Genomic DNA, 14,727 nt, shown 5'->3' on the forward strand with positions numbered 1-14,727 from the left:
GGATGAGGAAGCGGCCAAGGCCTCGCCGATCTTCGAAGGGCGGGTCGCCCACGGCTATCTGATCCTGAGCTTCGCCGCCGGCCTGTTCGTCGATCCCGACCCCGGCCCGGTGCTGGCCAACACCGGCCTTGAGAATCTGCGCTTCCTGACCCCGCTCTACCCCGACGATTCGATGCGGGTTGAGCTCACCGTCCGCTCCAAATCATTGAAAAGCGAGGAAACCGGCGTCGTCCGCTGGGCGGTGGAGATTTTCAACCAGAAGGATGAACTCGTCGCCACCTACGATCTGCTGACCGAGAACGTCCCCTAGGCGGAACGCGTCGCTCCCACCGTTCGTTCGAGGGTCGAACCGGTTCCAAATGGAGTGCGACAATGAAAATCAGTGATGTGATGACGACGGACGTACAGACGATCAGACCCGACCAGACTGCACGAGAGGCCGCCGCCTTCATGCTCAGCGCCGACGCGGGGTCGATCCCGGTGACCGAAGACGAGCGGCTGATCGGCATGATTACTGATCGCGACATCGCCGTGCGCGGCATCGCCAAAGGCCACGGACCCGACACTCCGGTCCGCGATTTGATGACCAGCGGCGTCGTCAGCGTGAATCTCGAGGACGATATTGCTGCGGTGGTGAGCAAGATGAGCGAAGCCCAGGTCCGCCGCCTGCCCGTGGTCGATGAGCAGCAACGGCTTTGCGGCATCGTCAGCCTCGGCGATCTCAGTCGGGGTAGTGAAGGCGAGCAGGCTAATCAGGCGCTCGAAGGCGTCAGCGCGCCTGGCGGCCAGCACCAGCAGTAAGGGTGTGCTCCTGCGAAGGCAGGAGCCCATGAGAATTACCCGCTCGGCAGCTCGGCGATTGCTTGGTCGACGACCCTGGCGTCGGCGACGGAGTCGTGCCGTTGGACGATCAATTTTTCCGCGGCCCTGGAGGTAGCTGCCGCAGCGGCCGCCCGTATCCCTTCAATCGCCGCACGCTCCTCGGCGGCGATCTTGTCCTCGGCCATGCGCGTGCGGCGCTCGATTAGCACCTTGGCGTCGGCATCGGCCCGGGCGACAATCGACTCGGCCTCAACCTTGGCGCGCTCAATCATCTCCGCGGCTTCTTTTTCGACCGACTTGGCTTTCTTCTCATATTCCTTGCGGAGCGCCTCGGCTTCTTCGCGCAGCGTCTTCGCCTCGTCGAGCTGGGAGCGAATTGCATCGATCTTGCTGTCGAGAGCGTTGGCGATCGCCGCCGGCACTTTCTTCCAGATCATCACCGCGAAGACGACCAGCATCGCGATCGCTACCCAGCCCCCGGCGTTAAAACCAAGCGCGGTGGCCTCGTGGTGCTCGGCTGGCACCTCGGTACCTGCGGTTGTGTGAGCGGACTCAGCCATGCACAGCCTCCACCGCCTTGAGCGCCTCTTCCTTGCCGATCTTGATGCCCGCGACCTTGGCGACGACTTCCTGGGTCATTTCCGCCGCGGCCCCCGCGATTTCGACACGAGCGGCCGCGCTCGCCGAACGAATTCGGGCCTCGGCTTTTTCGAGCTTGGCTTGGTTGGCGGTATTTGCCTTGGCGACCAGCTGCTCAATCCTGCGGGTGGCCTCCTGCTTGGCGGCGGCGGTGATCTTCATCGCCTCTGCCCGGCTGGCGTCCATTCGTTGACGATAGGCCACTTCAGTTTCGTCCGCCTTGAACTTGGCGAGCTCGGCTGCGGCCAAATCGTCGGCAATCTGCTGATCGCGCTTGTCGACGGTCGACTGGATTCGCGGCACCATGCCGCGGCCGATGACGAAATAAATGAAGCCAAGCGTGATCGCGAGCCAGAACAGCTGCGACAGTATGACATCCGATAGCTGGTTGAGCTGGGGCATCTGGTTCCTCGTGCGTGGCAGGGACGTACCCCGCCGATTCGATTAACGCGCGTAGAGGATGATCATCGCCACCGCGAAGGCCATCAGGCCGAGCAGCTCGGCAGCGGCAAAGCCGATGAACAGCCGTCCCTGCTGACCGTCGGCAGCCGCTGGATTGCGCAGCGCGCCTTGGAGGAACGATCCGAAGACGATGCCGACGCCGGCAGCTGCAGCGCCGACACCGATTGCGGCGAGTCCGGCGCCAATGACTTGGGCTGAAGCGAGATCCATTGCATTACTCCTTAAAAAAAAGACGAAAATGGCTAGTGAAGATTGACCGCGTCGTTGATGTAGAGCGACGTCAGCAGTGCGAAAACGTAAGCCTGGATGGCGCCGACCAACAACTCCAGCGCGTTGATGAAAGCGACGAACAGGAACGACAGAGCCGACACCGCATAGCCAGCGGCGCTCTGGCTGTTGATCCCCTGGACGACGAAATTTCCAAAAACGTCGAGCAGGATGTGCCCGGCGAACATGGCGATGAACGGCCGCAGCCCGAGGCTGAATGGCCGCACCGCGAAGCTGATGAACTCGACCGGCGTGATCAGCAGTTTGAGGACGAACGGCGTCCCCTTCGGCACGAACAGGGAGAAAAAGCGCAGTCCATGCTTCCAGAAGCCGACGCCGAGCACGATCAGGAAGCTGAGGACTGACATCGCGCCGGTGATCGTGAATTGGCTGGTGACGGTAAACGGATGCAGACCCGGATAGACCGCGAACGGCATGGCACCGAGGAAATTGGCGAACAGAATGAAGATGAAAGTCGTGAAAATCCACGGCAGATAGGCTCGGCCCTGCGGCCCGATGCTGGTCACAACCATGTTGTTCAGGAAGCCGACCAACCCTTCGGCCGCCATCTGCCAGCGGCCTGGCACCAGTTCGCGGCGCATGCCGACCAACATGAAGCCGGTGATCAGCGCGAGCACAGCCAAGGTCCACAACGTCGCGTTGGTGAACACGAACGGATTGTTCGGCCCCAGCTGCCCAAAAATTGGGTCGATCTGGAACTGGTGCATCGGGTCGATTTTGGTCTCAGTCGCCACGTCTTACTTCCCTGCGCCCCCGCCTTGTTTGGTCGACTTCATCAGTTGCAAGACTCCGCCGGTGAAGCCGATGAACATCAGCGCCAAGGCGATCCACGGCACCGTACCGAACAGTTGGTCGAACAGAAATCCGACCACGAAGCCGCCCAGTGGCATTCCAACGAGATTCTGCGCCAGCTGACCGCCAGCCGACCGAATCGCAGCTTTTGAATCCGCGGACGGCCTGCGCTCGCTTTCCACCCTCTCCGCTCGCTTCAATCGCTCGTCGAGCGATGTCAGGCGCACGTCCTGGGGGGACGCTGGATCCTTTTCGGTCTCGTCTCCCGCCATGCGCCCAACTCCGAATGTGCGCGGCGACGCTTGAAAAAGCGCAGCCGCAAAGAACGAGGAACATGGCGGCTTTGGAGCCCGCCAAGGCGCGGTTCCTTTATGAACCAGGCCGCATTTAGTCAACCGCGGCCGCGCTCCGTCAGCGGCAATAATCGGGGACCGGAGGGGATTGGTTGGGAAGCCGCCGCCGCCATTGTCCATCGGCCAGCATATACGCCTGCCCAACCTGTAACCGACCGAGCAAGTGGCAACCGGCGGTGAGGCCGACCTCCTCGGGCGAAACGCCCTTGCTCGCAGCCAAGTTGCTATAAAGCGAACGCCGCCGGATGTTGATCGCCGCGACCTGGCTACGCAGTCCGGGCGAAGCGGGGACGCTTAGCCCCAGATAGCCGTCGTAGCGCTCGCCGATCTGGGCCGACTGCCGGGCGGCATCGATCGCCGGCACTTGGGCGCCGGCCGGAGCCGCTGGTGCCATGACCGCCGCCAGCACGACCAGGTAAACCGGCTTCATTGCGGTTTTGGCGTTGGCGGGAAGGCTTGCGGATTCTGGTTGATCAGCTGCTCGACGTCGCGCTGCAGCCGCACCAGCACTTCCTGCTTGATATTGACGTTCAAGTTGATTTCGATCGGCTTTTCCGGCGTCTTGACCGAAATGCAGCCGGTCAGTGCGGTGCTCAGAGCAGCTGCGCCGAGTCCGGTGGCACGACTAATGGGCATTTTCATCATGGCTCATCTTTCGCTTGGCGGGGGTGGGGTGGTGGACACGTCGACTTTCTCCTGGACCGGGGTCTGCGTCTGGGTCTGCTGTTCATCGAGCCGGCGCACTTCGGTGACGATGCCTGGCACCTCGTCGAGCGGGTGCGGCAGCACGTCCGCGATCACTTGCCGCGGATCGCGGAATGCCTTGGCGGTCGCGATCAGGGCGCGGAACGGCCCGCGGATGGTGACATTGAACTTCAACGGTAGCCGATAGAGCGCGCGGATAAACTTGGCGGTTTTGCTTTCGCCCAGCCCAACGCCGTCGATCGTCAGCCGGGTGGCGAATTCGCCGGCGAGATCGCCGTCCAGTCGCACGATCATCGATTTGAAGCGCAAGTTTCTCAAGGCGTCGAAGGCGATGTTGCCCATCATGCCGAGGTTCGCCCGGTTGATCACGCCATTGTAGGCCAGGACCCCGCCGGGAGCGCGGGAATCAAGCCGCCCGCCGACGATCCGGCCGCCATTCTCGTCGAAAATCATCGGCAACACGCCGTCGAACACGCCGGTCGCGGCGATTTCCTTGAAGCCCAAACTCTCGACGAACACCTTGGCGTCGAGGCCAACGACTTCGAACGTCAGTCGTTTGGCGCTGGGCTTGCCGAAATTGAGCACCGTTTCGCGCAGGATCAGACGGCCGCCCATGAATGGCCATTCGCCGCGCTCGATCTGGACCAGCTGATTGGGCAGCAACTGGTAATGGATGACGCCATTTTCGACCAGGATGCCGGGGTTGATCGACGCGACCGTCATGGTCTGGCCCTGGGGTGTCGTCAGGCCCAGCAAATCGCTGAAATGCATCGTCCCGCGAATCCCGGTCACCGGCCCGAACGGCGCCGCGAGGTCCATGCCCGCAGTGGCAAAATCTCCGGTCGAGGTGACCTGCGATCCGGTCCAGTCGATCCGGCCGCGGCCCGTCAGCGTCCCTTGAACCAACGCGATCACCCCTTCGGACAATCGCGTCAGTTCTTCCGGCTGCAAATTCTGCCCGAAAGTGACGCCCGGCACATCGAGATCGGCATGGCCGACCCCAGTTGCCAGCACATGCTCGATCGTGACGTCGGTGACCTTGGTGCCGCTCGCCGGATGGTTGAGCGTGCCGTTGGCACGCACCATGCCGTTGGCGATCGAAAAGTGCACATTGTCGCTGTGCAGCGGATAGAAACGCGGCATCGGCGCCCGGTCGGACACGGTCGTCGCGCCATCGACAGTAATATCGCCCTTATACGCGCCCCAGCGACCGCCGATCTCGCTCAGCGCCAGCGGCACATTGCCGATGGTTGAGCGCCCGCCGGAGAACGTGCCGCCTAGCCCGCTGCCGGCGAGGCTGCCCTGGAGCTTCTGCGCGTCGAAGATGATCGGTGCCGTCGGGCGGCCAAGCCGCAGCGCCAGCGCGTTGAAAGCGAAGCGCGCGTTTTCGATCCGGCCGTTGACGGCGGTAAGATGCAATGGCGATGCGCCCAGCCGGCCATCGAGCACCGGATGGTTGAACAGGGCGGCGAATCGCGCCGATCCGCCGGCCGGCTTGGAAACTATCGCCGGCCCAAGCGGGCAAACCGGCAGACTGGTTGGCCCAAACTGAAGGGCGCCGGTCTTCAGATAGGCGAAACTGACCACCGCGCAGCCAGTCCCGAACGCGAAGTTGCCGCCATTGCCCAACCGCCCGCTGATCGGGATCCTGAGCGCTTGTACGCGGCCGCTGGAAAATGGTCCGTCGAGCAAAGCGAGGGTGCTCAACTGGGTCGAACCGTCACGCGCGCCGGTAAAGCGGATCGGTGTCAGCGCCAGCCGCGAGCCGTTCGCCGAATAAGGCACGAATTCGGCCAGGCCGCTGATCGGTCCACCATTGCGCGGCTGATGCAGCGCTATCCGCCCGGTCGGCAGGCCACCCCCGGTCGTCGCAATGCCGCTGTCGATGCGGATGCGCCCGGTTGGCCAATAATAAGTCGCGCCGTCGCCGCCGGACAAGCTGACGCGCGCGCCCATCGGTCCCGACACATCGGCGCTTTCGATCCGCGCCGCGCCGCCGCCGGAGAAATTGACCAGCCGGATGCCGCCCGAGGCATCGAAATTCTTCGCCGTGCGGCGAATCGCATCGCCGATCGAGGTCGCCACCGGGCCGATCGGCGTTATGGCGGCGGCGGCCAGCGGGCCGGTAATGCTGGCCAGCATCGCCGGCGCCAGGGTCGCGCTATTCGCTTCATATCCCCCGACGAAGACCAGGGTCCCGCCCGTCACGCCCAACAGATATTGTCCGGCGAGATGAGTCCGATCGGCAAAGATGCTGGCCAGCCGTGATCGCTGAGCGGACAGTTTGACCGAGCCATAAGTGGCCTTGGGATTACCGCGAAAGGTCAGGTCGCCAACGAACGCGGCTAGGCCGTTGTCGCCGGCGGTCAGCGTCCGGATCGCCATTCGCCCACTGCCGTCATAGCTGGTGAACGATTCGTTGAAGCGGCTGTTGATGTCGAACCGCGGCTCAATCATCACCAGCCGGCTCTTCGGGCAATTCAATTGCCCCAAGGTCAGTGGGCCGTCGACATGCGGCCGGCGGGCTTCCACCGACACCGCCGTGTTGGCCCGCAAATTAAGGATTTCGCAGCGGCCGGGGATCAGGCGCGGCGCCATCGCCGCCATGCGTCCCTTGAAGCCGCCGGTCAGGTTCCCGGCCCCCTGAATCGCCACGCCAAGCGGACCGAACGGCGTCGCCAACGCGATGCTGGCATCGCTCACATCGAGGGCGAAATTGGGCAATGTGAACGGCTTGCCGCTCGGCGGTGGCAGCAATTTGTCGATCTGGCCCCAGCTGACCCGCCCGTGCACCAGGCGGCCGCGCAGCCGGACTCCTCGCGCCACGACGCGATAGATTTCGACGCTGCCATTCCATTTAATGCGGGTCTGGATTTGCGCGAACCGCGCGGTGAGGTCGGGCCGCCGGGGATTGCCGATGACCAGGTTGCTGACTTGCTGAGTGCGTAACCCCACGCGGTCGAGATGGTAGGTCGCTTCAACCCCTCGTTTCGCGAACTCGTTTTGGAGAAATCCGTTGGCGATCGGTCGGCGCGCGATCCACAATCCGGCCAGTACGACCAGCAGCGCGATCAACAGGCCAATACCCGCGGTCATCGCGATCCGACGGCCCCGATAGCGACGCATCGCGACTCCAGGGCCCTCGTCGGGGGTCCGTCCTTGTTCTGTCGTCGGCCGCTCTACCATTGGCTCTAACAAACCCTTGCGGTGCTGGCCCGTTCCGTGACCGGCACGACCCCGCTAAATGCCCGCAGTTGCATGGTGCGACCCATGTTCCTAGCCTTGACCAATCATGGGGGAACCACCGATCGATGCCGCCGGCCACCGCGCCCGCCTGCGCAAGCGGCTGTTCGATGGCGGCTCCAAGGCGCTGCTCGATCATGAGCTGGTGGAATATCTGCTCGCGCTGGCCATCCCCCGGCGCGACACCAAGGCGCAGGCGAAAAAGCTGATTGCCGAGTTCGGCGGGATTGGCCCGTTGTTGTCGGCCGATGCCGAGACGCTGACCCGCGCCGGTCTCACCGAAAACACCGTCGCCGCGCTCAAGATTGCCGAAGCCACCGCGTTGCGGCTGCTGGAAACGCGGGTTGAAGGGCGGTCGATATTGTCGAACTGGGAAGCACTCGGCGACTATCTTCAAGCGGCCATGGCCCATGCGACGGTGGAAGAAGTGCGGGTGCTGTTCCTCAACGCCAAAAACCTCCTGATCGCCAACGAAGCGATGTGGCAGGGCTCGGTCGACGAAGCGTCGGTGCACGTGCGAGAAGTCATCAGCCGCGCGATTGCGCTCGGCGCCACCGCTTTAGTGATTGTCCACAACCACCCCAGTGGCGATTCGACGCCCAGCACCCAGGACATCCGCCTGACCCGCAATCTGGTCGAAGCCGGCAAGCACATGAAGATCACCATCCACGACCACATCATCGTCGGCGCCCAAGGCCGCACCAGCTTAAAAGCGCTTGGTCTGATTTGAATCTCAGTCGCATGTTTCTTCGTCTTCGCTGGAAATCGCCTAATAATATGCGCATTTCTCGCCCCAATTAGGGCCAGATGGCCTTTGCATTGGGGCCGGCCCAAAACCTATTGTGCGCCATGCGGGCGATGGAGTGGGGCGGCGATGAATGGACGTGCAAATGATTTCGAAAGTCTCGTAAATCGTCGCGACTTGCTCGCTCTTGCAGGAGCGACAGCCATATTGGCGTCCTCACCGGCGATGGCCCGAGCCGGCAAACGCGATGGCGTCGCGGAAACGCTGGCCGACCTGGTCGAACGAGAATATCCAGACCCGCTGCTGGCGCGTGCTATTGCGACCGGGATTCGCCGCGAAATGCGTTCGAATCGCTACTCGATGACCGATCCGCAAGCGTTCGCCGCGGCGTTGACGGCCGATTTGCGCAAGCCGGGCCATGACGAACATCTGAAAGTCACCTACGACCCAAAAGACGCCGCGATGCGAACATCCGCAAAGGCAGCGCCCGCGCCCGCCAATCCGCCATCACCAAAGACCCCATCGCTCCGGGCCAAAGCGGTGTTCGGGCCACAGGGATATGGCGTGATCAAAGCCGAGCTTTTGGAGGGCAATATTGGTCTTTTGCGGATCGATAATTTTGTCCCGCTTTATGATTTGGTCAAGGAACGGATTGGCCATGCGATCGACCTGCTGTCCGACAGCTGGGCGATGATCTTGGACCTTCGGCACAATGGCGGCGGGACGTCGGACACGCCGGCGTATTTGCTCAGCTATTTCTTCGACCGACCGCCGTTTTTGCTCAACCGCATGGTCTGGCGGCGCCAGCCCGAGGAACGGATCGAAACGACGCGAAATATTATTGGGCCGTCCTATGGCGAATCGCGTCCGCTGATTGCGGCCATTTCCAGCGAGACGTTCTCAGCGGCCGAAGCCGTGGCGTACAGTCTGCAATCGACAAAACGCGCGACGATCGTCGGCCAAACGACCCGCGGCGGAGCCAATCCCGGGGATTTCTTCGACATTGGACAGGGCTTCGTCGCATTCTGCCCGCAAGGGCAAGCGGTCGATGCCGTAACCGGCAGGAATTGGGAAGGCACCGGCGTTATCCCCGATGTCCCGACCTCACCTCAGGATATTCTGCGGATCGCGCACTGCACCGCGGTGCAGAAGGCCTTGGCGCAGGCCAAGGACAGCGATGCCATTAGCCAGCTCAAAGGCGCCCTGAAATCGGGACCATATATCGAGGGCTGATCACAAGTCAGATTTGATGCTGGGCGGCGCCTCTGCTAGCCGCCCTCGCCATGGTACCCCGCTACTCCCGCCCCGAAATGACCGCGATCTGGTCGGCTGACAATCGCTATCGCATCTGGTTTGCCATCGAAGTGTTCGCCGCCGAGGCGATGGGCCGCACCGGCGCGATCCCGGCCAAGGATGCCGCCAAGATTCGCGCCGCCTACGACGCCGACGTGCTCGGCGAGATCGACATCGCGGCGATCGACGCCATCGAAGCCGTCACCAAGCACGACGTGATCGCCTTCCTCACTTGGGCGGGCAGCAAGATGGGCCCCGAAGCGCGCTACCTCCACCAGGGGATGACCAGTTCCGACGTACTCGACACCGCGCTGGCGGTGCAGCTGAAGCAGTCCGCCGACCTGCTGCTGGCCGACCTCGACGCGTTGCTGGCGGTGCTCAAACGCCGCGCCCTTGAACACAAAAACACCCCGACCATCGGCCGCAGCCACGGCATCCACGCCGAACCGACCAGCTTCGGGTTGAAGCTTGCCCAGGCTTATGCCGAGTTCGACCGCGCCCGCGTCCGTCTGGCCGCCGCCCGCGACGATATCGCCACCTGCGCCATCTCCGGCGCGGTGGGCACGTTCGCCAACGTCTCGCCCGAGATCGAGGCCCACGTCGCCGCCGAACTCGGCCTCACGCCCGAGCCGATCTCGACCCAGATCATCCCCCGCGATCGCCACGCGATGTTCTTCGCCACTTTGGGCGTGATCGCCTCGTCGATCGAGCGGCTGGCGACCGAGATCCGCCACCTGCAGCGCACCGAAGTGCTCGAGGTCGAGGAGTATTTCTCGCCCGGGCAAAAGGGCAGCTCGGCAATGCCGCACAAGCGCAACCCGGTGTTGAGCGAGAATTTGACCGGCCTCGCCCGCATAGTGCGCAGCGCCGTCACCCCGGCGCTCGAGAATGTCGCTCTGTGGCACGAGCGCGATATCTCGCACTCATCGGTCGAGCGGTTTATCGGCCCGGACGTGACGATCACGCTCGATTTCGCGCTGGCGCGGCTCACCGGCCTGATCGACAAATTGCTCATTTATCCCGAGCGGATGCGCAAGAACCTCGATCGCATGGGCGGCCTGGTTCATTCGCAACGCGTAATGTTGGCGCTGACTCAGGCCGGCCTCAGCCGCGAGGATGCTTATGCCTCGGTCCAACGCCACGCGATGAAGGTGTGGGAATCCGATGGCAAACAGTCATTGCTCGACCTTCTCCGAGCGGATTCAGAGATCACGGCCCACATCCGCCCCGCAGATCTCGCAATGCTGTTTGACCTCGACCATCACTTGAGTGCGGTCGACACAATCTTCACTCGGGTTTTCGGACCGGGCGCGTAACGGCCCCGTCGGACTGATGTTTTTGGGTTGCGCGGGCCGATCCTGCGCTATGGTGCGGGCCAAGGAACTGATGTCGCCGCAGGACACTTATACCCTAAATGACAATCGCTCTCAGACTGTGAAACCTGTGGATTCCGACGAGCTGCAGCTCCAGGCGGCCGGCTTCCTGATCCAGATGTCGCTCGACTGGATCATCTTGCGCGCGTCCGAGAACATCGATGACTTCCTCGGCGAATCGCACGTCACTTTGATCGAGGAACCACTCAGCCGCTTCGTCCAGGCGCAGGCGCTCCACGACCTGCGCAACCTGTTCTCAAGGCTAAGCGGCTCAACCGGAATCGGGCGCGCCTATCGCGTCCGGCTGACCGACGATCGCCCGCGTTTCGATATTACGTTCCAGGTCAGCGAAGGCCGCGTGCTGCTCGAAGCCGCGCCCAGCCCCGAGCGCGGGCCGGGCAAGGCGATGGGTTCGGTGGGTGGGTTGATCGAAAGCCTCGGCGGGCGCAGCGGGCCGGCACTGATGGAAGGCGCGGCGCGACGTCTTCGCGCGCTCACCGGATACGACCAATGCTCGATCGCTTGCGGAGATCAAACCGCGCACAGCAGCCGCGAAAGTACCTCGGACACCGCGAACATCGCCGACCTCCCGGGAATCGTGGCCAACACGGCCGACGCTCCGGTGCCAATCTTCCCCCGCAAGCCGGGAGACCGTTCGATCGCCCACGCGCTGCTGTGGTCACCGTCGGCCGGTTCGCTACGACAGTTGCGCGTTCATGAAATTTGCTCAGCCATGAGCATTCCTTTGACCTTTGAAGGTCAGCCGATCGGCCGTATTCGCTGCGAATCCCGCTCGCCGATCCAACCCAATTTTGAGCTTCACGCGGCGGCGGAGCTGTTCGCGCAAATGCTCGCCCTGCGCCTCGAGATCGACCGTCTGCGCGGCTAGCTGCCGAAGGTTTCGCGGATCCGCTGGAAGAAGCTTTTCGACGCCGGACTCTCGTCGCCGGTCTCCGTCGCCTTAAAGTCTTGGAGCAACCTCTTCTGCTTGGCGCTCAACCGGCGCGGCGTTTCGACCAGCACGCGCGCGACCAGATCACCGCGACCGTGGCCGTTTAACACGCTCATTCCGGCGCCGCGCTGGCGAAGCTGCTCGCCCGACTGGATGCCGGCGGGGATCTTGATGTCGATCTTGGCGCCATCGACGCCAGGCAGGCTGATCGATCCGCCCAGCGCGGCCGTCGTAAAGCTCACCGGGCATTCGGCGACCAGCGTTGTGCCGTCGCGCCCGTAGAGCGCATGTCGCTTCATGTGGACGAAGATGTACAGGTCGCCATTGGCGGCGTTGCGCACGCCCGCCTCGCCTTCGTTGGAAACGCGGATGCGGGTGCCTTCGTCGACGCCGGCAGGGATCTTTACCGAGATGCTGCGCCGCTTGAGCGCCCGCCCTTCGCCGTCACAAGTGGCACAAGGGTCGGCGATCGTCTGGCCGCTGCCGCGACAGGTCGGGCAACCGCGCTCGACCACGAAAAAGCCTTGCTGGGCGCGGACCTTGCCGGCGCCATTGCAGGTCGCGCAGGTTTGGGCGTGGCTTTGGCCGCTCGCCCCCCGGCCTTCGCAGCCTTCGCACCGGGCCAGCGCCTCAATCGCTATTTCGGTTTCCTTGCCGGCAAACGCGTCTTCAAGCGTCAGCTCAAGATCGTAGCGCAAATCGGCGCCGCGGGCGGCATTCTGGCTCTGCCCGCGCGGGTCCATGAATTCGCCGAAAATCGACGAGAAAATGTCGGAAAAGCCCTCGAAACCGCCGCCGCCGCCGCCAAACGGATCGCCGCCGTTTTGGAATGCGGCTTTACCAAAGCGGTCATAGGCCGCGCGCTTCTGCGGATCCTTGAGGCACTCATAGGCCTCGCTGATCGCCTTGAAGCGCGCTTCCTGGTCGGTGCAGCCGCCGTGGCGGTCCGGGTGGCATTCCTTGGCAAGCCGCCGGTACGCGGCTTTGATCGCCGCGTCGTCCGCGCCGCGCGCCAGTCCCAACATTTCGTAATAGTCCCCGTCGACCATCACGGCTCCCCAGCCTGCAGTCGAAGCGCCGGCCGTTTAGGAGCCGGCGTCCCGATCAGCATTACCCCTTGGTCTCGTCGTCGACTTCGGAAAATTCGGCGTCGACGACCTCTTCGTCTCCCGCCGCCTCTGACGGCTCCGCATCGCTACCTTCAGCCGCCTCGGGCTGGGCATCAGACGCCTGTTGCTGCTCGTACATCGCCTGGCCAAGCTTCATTGCCGCCTGCGTCAGCGCGTTGGTCTTTTCGGTCATCGCTTCGGCATCACCGCTTTCAACCGCGGTCTTGGCCTCGGCGAGCGCGGTCTCGATTTCCGTCTTGATGTCGGCCGAAACCTTGTCGCCATGCTCCTTAAGCTGCCCTTCGGTCGAGTGGATCAGGCTCTCGGCCTGATTCTTGGCTTCGGCCTCGGCGCGGCGCTTTTTGTCTTCCTCGGCAAACTGCTCGGCTTCCTTGACCATCTTGTCGATGTCGGCATCGGCCAAACCGCCCGACGCCTGGATGCGGATCTGCTGTTCCTTGCCGGTGCCCTTATCCTTGGCGCTGACGTTGACGATGCCGTTGGCATCGATGTCGAACGTGACCTCGATCTGCGGCACGCCGCGCGGCGCCGGCGGAATGCCGACCAGGTCGAACTGGCCGAGGACCTTATTGTCCGCGGCCATTTCGCGTTCGCCCTGGAAAACGCGGATGGTGACCGCGCTCTGATTGTCGTCGGCGGTCGAAAACACCTGGCTTTTCTTGGTCGGGATGGTCGTGTTGCGGTCGATCATCCGGGTGAACACGCCGCCCAGCGTCTCGATGCCCAGCGACAGCGGCGTCACGTCGAGCAGCAACACGTCCTTGACGTCGCCCTGCAGCACGCCGGCCTGGATCGCGGCGCCCATCGCCACGACTTCGTCGGGATTGACGCCGATATGCGGTTCCTTGCCGAAGAATTCCTTCACCACTTCGCGCACCCGCGGCATGCGGGTCTGGCCGCCGACCAGCACCGCTTCGGCGATGTCCTTGGCGGTCAGGCCAGCATCCTTGAGCGCCTTCTTGCACGGGTCGAGCGTGCGATTGATGAGGTCAGCGACAAGCTTCTCAAGATCGGCCCGGGTAATCGTCTCAACCAAATGGAGCGGCGTGGTTTGCCCGCCTTCCATGCGCGCGGTGATGAACGGCTGGTTGATCTCGGTCGAGGCGGCCGATGACAATTCGATCTTGGCTTTTTCGGCGGCTTCCTTGAGCCGCTGCAACGCCAGCCGGTCGCCGCGCAGGTCGATGCCTTCCTTGGCCTTGAACTTGTCGGCGAGAAACTCGACGATCTTAGCGTCGAAATCCTCACCACCGAGGAAGGTGTCGCCGTTGGTCGACTTCACTTCAAACACGCCGTCGCCGATCTCGAGGATCGAGACGTCGAACGTGCCGCCACCTAGATCGTAGACCGCGATGGTTTTGCCGTCCTGCTTCTCGAGCCCGTAGGCGAGCGCGGCCGCGGTCGGCTCGTTGATGATCCGCAACACTTCGAGGCCGGCGATCTGGCCGGCGTCCTTGGTTGCCTGGCGCTGGGCGTCGTTGAAATAAGCGGGAACCGTGATCACCGCCTGGGTGACCGTCTCGCCGAGATAAGCCTCGGCGGTTTCCTTCATCTTCTGCAGGATGAATGCCGAGATCTGCGATGGCGAATAATCCTGGCCACCGGCATGGACCCAGGCGTCGCCATTGGGGCCCTTGACGATCTTGTAGGGCACCAGCTTGGTGTCTTTCTTGGTGATCGGGTCGTCGAAGCGACGGCCGATCAGGCGCTTGACCGCAAACACGGTATTATCGGGGTTGGTGACCGCTTGGCGCTTGGCCGGCTGGCCGATCAGTCGCTCGCCGTCCTTGGTGAACGCGACCACCGACGGCGTCGTGCGCGCGCCTTCCGCATTCTCGATGACCTTGGGCTTGCCACCCTCCATCACTGCAACGCAGCTGTTGGTGGTGCCCAAGTCGATTCCGATGACCTTGGCCATAACTCTTCCCTC

16 protein-coding genes are annotated in these 14,727 nt (G+C 63.3%); 6 read left to right on the forward strand and 10 right to left on the reverse strand.

From position 1 onward, the window contains the following. Together RMO25_RS04745 and RMO25_RS04750 are read left to right on the forward strand one after the other, a co-directional pair. Positions 1 to 310, forward strand: a 310-nt coding sequence (locus RMO25_RS04745; RefSeq protein ID WP_309661455.1) for a MaoC/PaaZ C-terminal domain-containing protein, incomplete at its 5' end; no start/stop codon positions are given. 62 nt (positions 311 to 372) lie between these two features. Then, complete coding sequence (locus RMO25_RS04750) at positions 373 to 801, forward strand: CBS domain-containing protein (protein ID WP_309661456.1); 429 nt, start codon at positions 373 to 375, stop codon at positions 799 to 801. 35 nt (positions 802 to 836) lie between these two features. Here the strand turns inward: RMO25_RS04750 and RMO25_RS04755 are convergent, their stop codons facing one another. The 8 genes from RMO25_RS04755 to RMO25_RS04790 all read right to left on the reverse strand — a co-directional run bounded on the left by RMO25_RS04755 (position 837) and on the right by RMO25_RS04790 (position 7,187). Continuing rightward, positions 837 to 1,382 carry a hypothetical protein gene (locus tag RMO25_RS04755; RefSeq protein WP_309661457.1) on the reverse strand — a complete coding sequence of 182 codons (546 nt, stop codon included), beginning with the start codon at positions 1,380 to 1,382 and terminating at the stop codon, positions 837 to 839. Further along, a complete protein-coding gene (locus tag RMO25_RS04760) occupies positions 1,375 to 1,863 on the reverse strand; it encodes an ATPase (protein ID WP_309661458.1) in 489 nt (162 codons plus the stop codon). The genes RMO25_RS04755 and RMO25_RS04760 overlap by 8 nt, the downstream gene beginning before the upstream one ends. Positions 1,864 to 1,905: 42 nt before the next feature. Further along, positions 1,906 to 2,133 carry a F0F1 ATP synthase subunit C gene (locus RMO25_RS04765; RefSeq protein WP_309661459.1) on the reverse strand — a complete coding sequence of 76 codons (228 nt, stop codon included), beginning with the start codon at positions 2,131 to 2,133 and terminating at the stop codon, positions 1,906 to 1,908. A gap of 32 nt (positions 2,134 to 2,165) precedes the next feature. Further along, positions 2,166 to 2,945: a F0F1 ATP synthase subunit A gene (locus RMO25_RS04770; protein ID WP_309661460.1), complete on the reverse strand. Its 780-nt coding sequence runs from the start codon at positions 2,943 to 2,945 to the stop codon at positions 2,166 to 2,168. 3 nt (positions 2,946 to 2,948) lie between these two features. Further along, entirely contained in the window at positions 2,949 to 3,275 is a 327-nt protein-coding gene (locus tag RMO25_RS04775; protein WP_309661461.1) for an AtpZ/AtpI family protein, read from the reverse strand. A gap of 139 nt (positions 3,276 to 3,414) precedes the next feature. Beyond that, positions 3,415 to 3,786: a YdbL family protein gene (locus RMO25_RS04780; RefSeq protein ID WP_309661462.1), complete on the reverse strand. Its 372-nt coding sequence runs from the start codon at positions 3,784 to 3,786 to the stop codon at positions 3,415 to 3,417. After that, positions 3,783 to 3,992, reverse strand: coding sequence for a YnbE family lipoprotein (locus RMO25_RS04785; protein ID WP_309661532.1), 210 nt, complete (start codon positions 3,990 to 3,992; stop codon positions 3,783 to 3,785). Before RMO25_RS04785 ends, RMO25_RS04780 begins: the two co-directional genes overlap by 4 nt. A 12-nt stretch (positions 3,993 to 4,004) precedes the next feature. After that, positions 4,005 to 7,187, reverse strand: coding sequence for a YdbH domain-containing protein (locus tag RMO25_RS04790; RefSeq protein WP_309661463.1), 3,183 nt, complete (start codon positions 7,185 to 7,187; stop codon positions 4,005 to 4,007). A gap of 166 nt (positions 7,188 to 7,353) precedes the next feature. Here RMO25_RS04790 and radC point away from each other — a divergent pair, with 166 nt between their 5' ends. The 4 genes from radC to RMO25_RS04810 all read left to right on the forward strand — a co-directional run bounded on the left by radC (position 7,354) and on the right by RMO25_RS04810 (position 11,604). Then, on the forward strand, positions 7,354 to 8,034 hold the full coding sequence (radC, locus tag RMO25_RS04795; protein WP_309661464.1) for a DNA repair protein RadC: 681 nt from the start codon (positions 7,354 to 7,356) through the stop codon (positions 8,032 to 8,034). Positions 8,035 to 8,274: 240 nt separating this feature from the next. Beyond that, the gene (locus tag RMO25_RS04800; RefSeq protein WP_309661465.1) at positions 8,275 to 9,282 is read left to right on the forward strand and encodes a S41 family peptidase; all 1,008 of its coding nucleotides are present in this window, start codon (positions 8,275 to 8,277) and stop codon (positions 9,280 to 9,282) included. A 50-nt stretch (positions 9,283 to 9,332) separates the two neighbouring features. Further along, positions 9,333 to 10,658, forward strand: a complete 1,326-nt coding sequence (gene purB, locus RMO25_RS04805; protein ID WP_309661466.1) for an adenylosuccinate lyase — start codon at positions 9,333 to 9,335, stop codon at positions 10,656 to 10,658. 127 nt (positions 10,659 to 10,785) lie between these two features. Then, entirely contained in the window at positions 10,786 to 11,604 is an 819-nt protein-coding gene (locus tag RMO25_RS04810; protein WP_309661467.1) for a GAF domain-containing protein, read from the forward strand. Here RMO25_RS04810 and dnaJ read toward each other — a convergent pair. Then, entirely contained in the window at positions 11,601 to 12,719 is a 1,119-nt protein-coding gene (gene dnaJ, locus RMO25_RS04815) for a molecular chaperone DnaJ (RefSeq protein ID WP_309661468.1), read from the reverse strand. The genes RMO25_RS04810 and dnaJ overlap by 4 nt on opposite strands. Before the next feature lie 58 nt (positions 12,720 to 12,777). Beyond that, positions 12,778 to 14,715 (reverse strand): molecular chaperone DnaK, encoded by a 1,938-nt coding sequence (gene dnaK / locus RMO25_RS04820; RefSeq protein ID WP_309661469.1) that lies wholly within the window; start codon positions 14,713 to 14,715, stop codon positions 12,778 to 12,780. Positions 14,716 to 14,727: the final 12 nt, after the last annotated feature.

Origin of the sequence: Sphingomonas sp., assembly GCF_031361285.1 — a bacterium.
Taxonomy (GTDB): domain Bacteria; phylum Pseudomonadota; class Alphaproteobacteria; order Sphingomonadales; family Sphingomonadaceae; genus Sphingomicrobium.

What these genes read in the sequence shown, in the direction of transcription:
- RMO25_RS04750 (WP_309661456.1), top strand. Translation starts at nt 373, where the DNA reads ATGAAAATCAGTGATGTGATGACGACGGACGTACAGACGATCAGACCC.
- RMO25_RS04755 (WP_309661457.1), bottom strand. Translation starts at nt 1,382, where the DNA reads ATGGCTGAGTCCGCTCACACAACCGCAGGTACCGAGGTGCCAGCCGAG.
- RMO25_RS04760 (WP_309661458.1), bottom strand. Translation starts at nt 1,863, where the DNA reads ATGCCCCAGCTCAACCAGCTATCGGATGTCATACTGTCGCAGCTGTTC.
- RMO25_RS04765 (WP_309661459.1), bottom strand. Translation starts at nt 2,133, where the DNA reads ATGGATCTCGCTTCAGCCCAAGTCATTGGCGCCGGACTCGCCGCAATC.
- RMO25_RS04775 (WP_309661461.1), bottom strand. Translation starts at nt 3,275, where the DNA reads ATGGCGGGAGACGAGACCGAAAAGGATCCAGCGTCCCCCCAGGACGTG.
- RMO25_RS04780 (WP_309661462.1), bottom strand. Translation starts at nt 3,786, where the DNA reads ATGAAGCCGGTTTACCTGGTCGTGCTGGCGGCGGTCATGGCACCAGCG.
- RMO25_RS04785 (WP_309661532.1), bottom strand. Translation starts at nt 3,992, where the DNA reads ATGCCCATTAGTCGTGCCACCGGACTCGGCGCAGCTGCTCTGAGCACC.
- RMO25_RS04790 (WP_309661463.1), bottom strand. Translation starts at nt 7,187, where the DNA reads ATGCGTCGCTATCGGGGCCGTCGGATCGCGATGACCGCGGGTATTGGC.
- radC (WP_309661464.1), top strand. Translation starts at nt 7,354, where the DNA reads ATGGGGGAACCACCGATCGATGCCGCCGGCCACCGCGCCCGCCTGCGC.
- RMO25_RS04800 (WP_309661465.1), top strand. Translation starts at nt 8,275, where the DNA reads ATGGCCCGAGCCGGCAAACGCGATGGCGTCGCGGAAACGCTGGCCGAC.
- purB (WP_309661466.1), top strand. Translation starts at nt 9,333, where the DNA reads ATGGTACCCCGCTACTCCCGCCCCGAAATGACCGCGATCTGGTCGGCT.
- dnaK (WP_309661469.1), bottom strand. Translation starts at nt 14,715, where the DNA reads ATGGCCAAGGTCATCGGAATCGACTTGGGCACCACCAACAGCTGCGTT.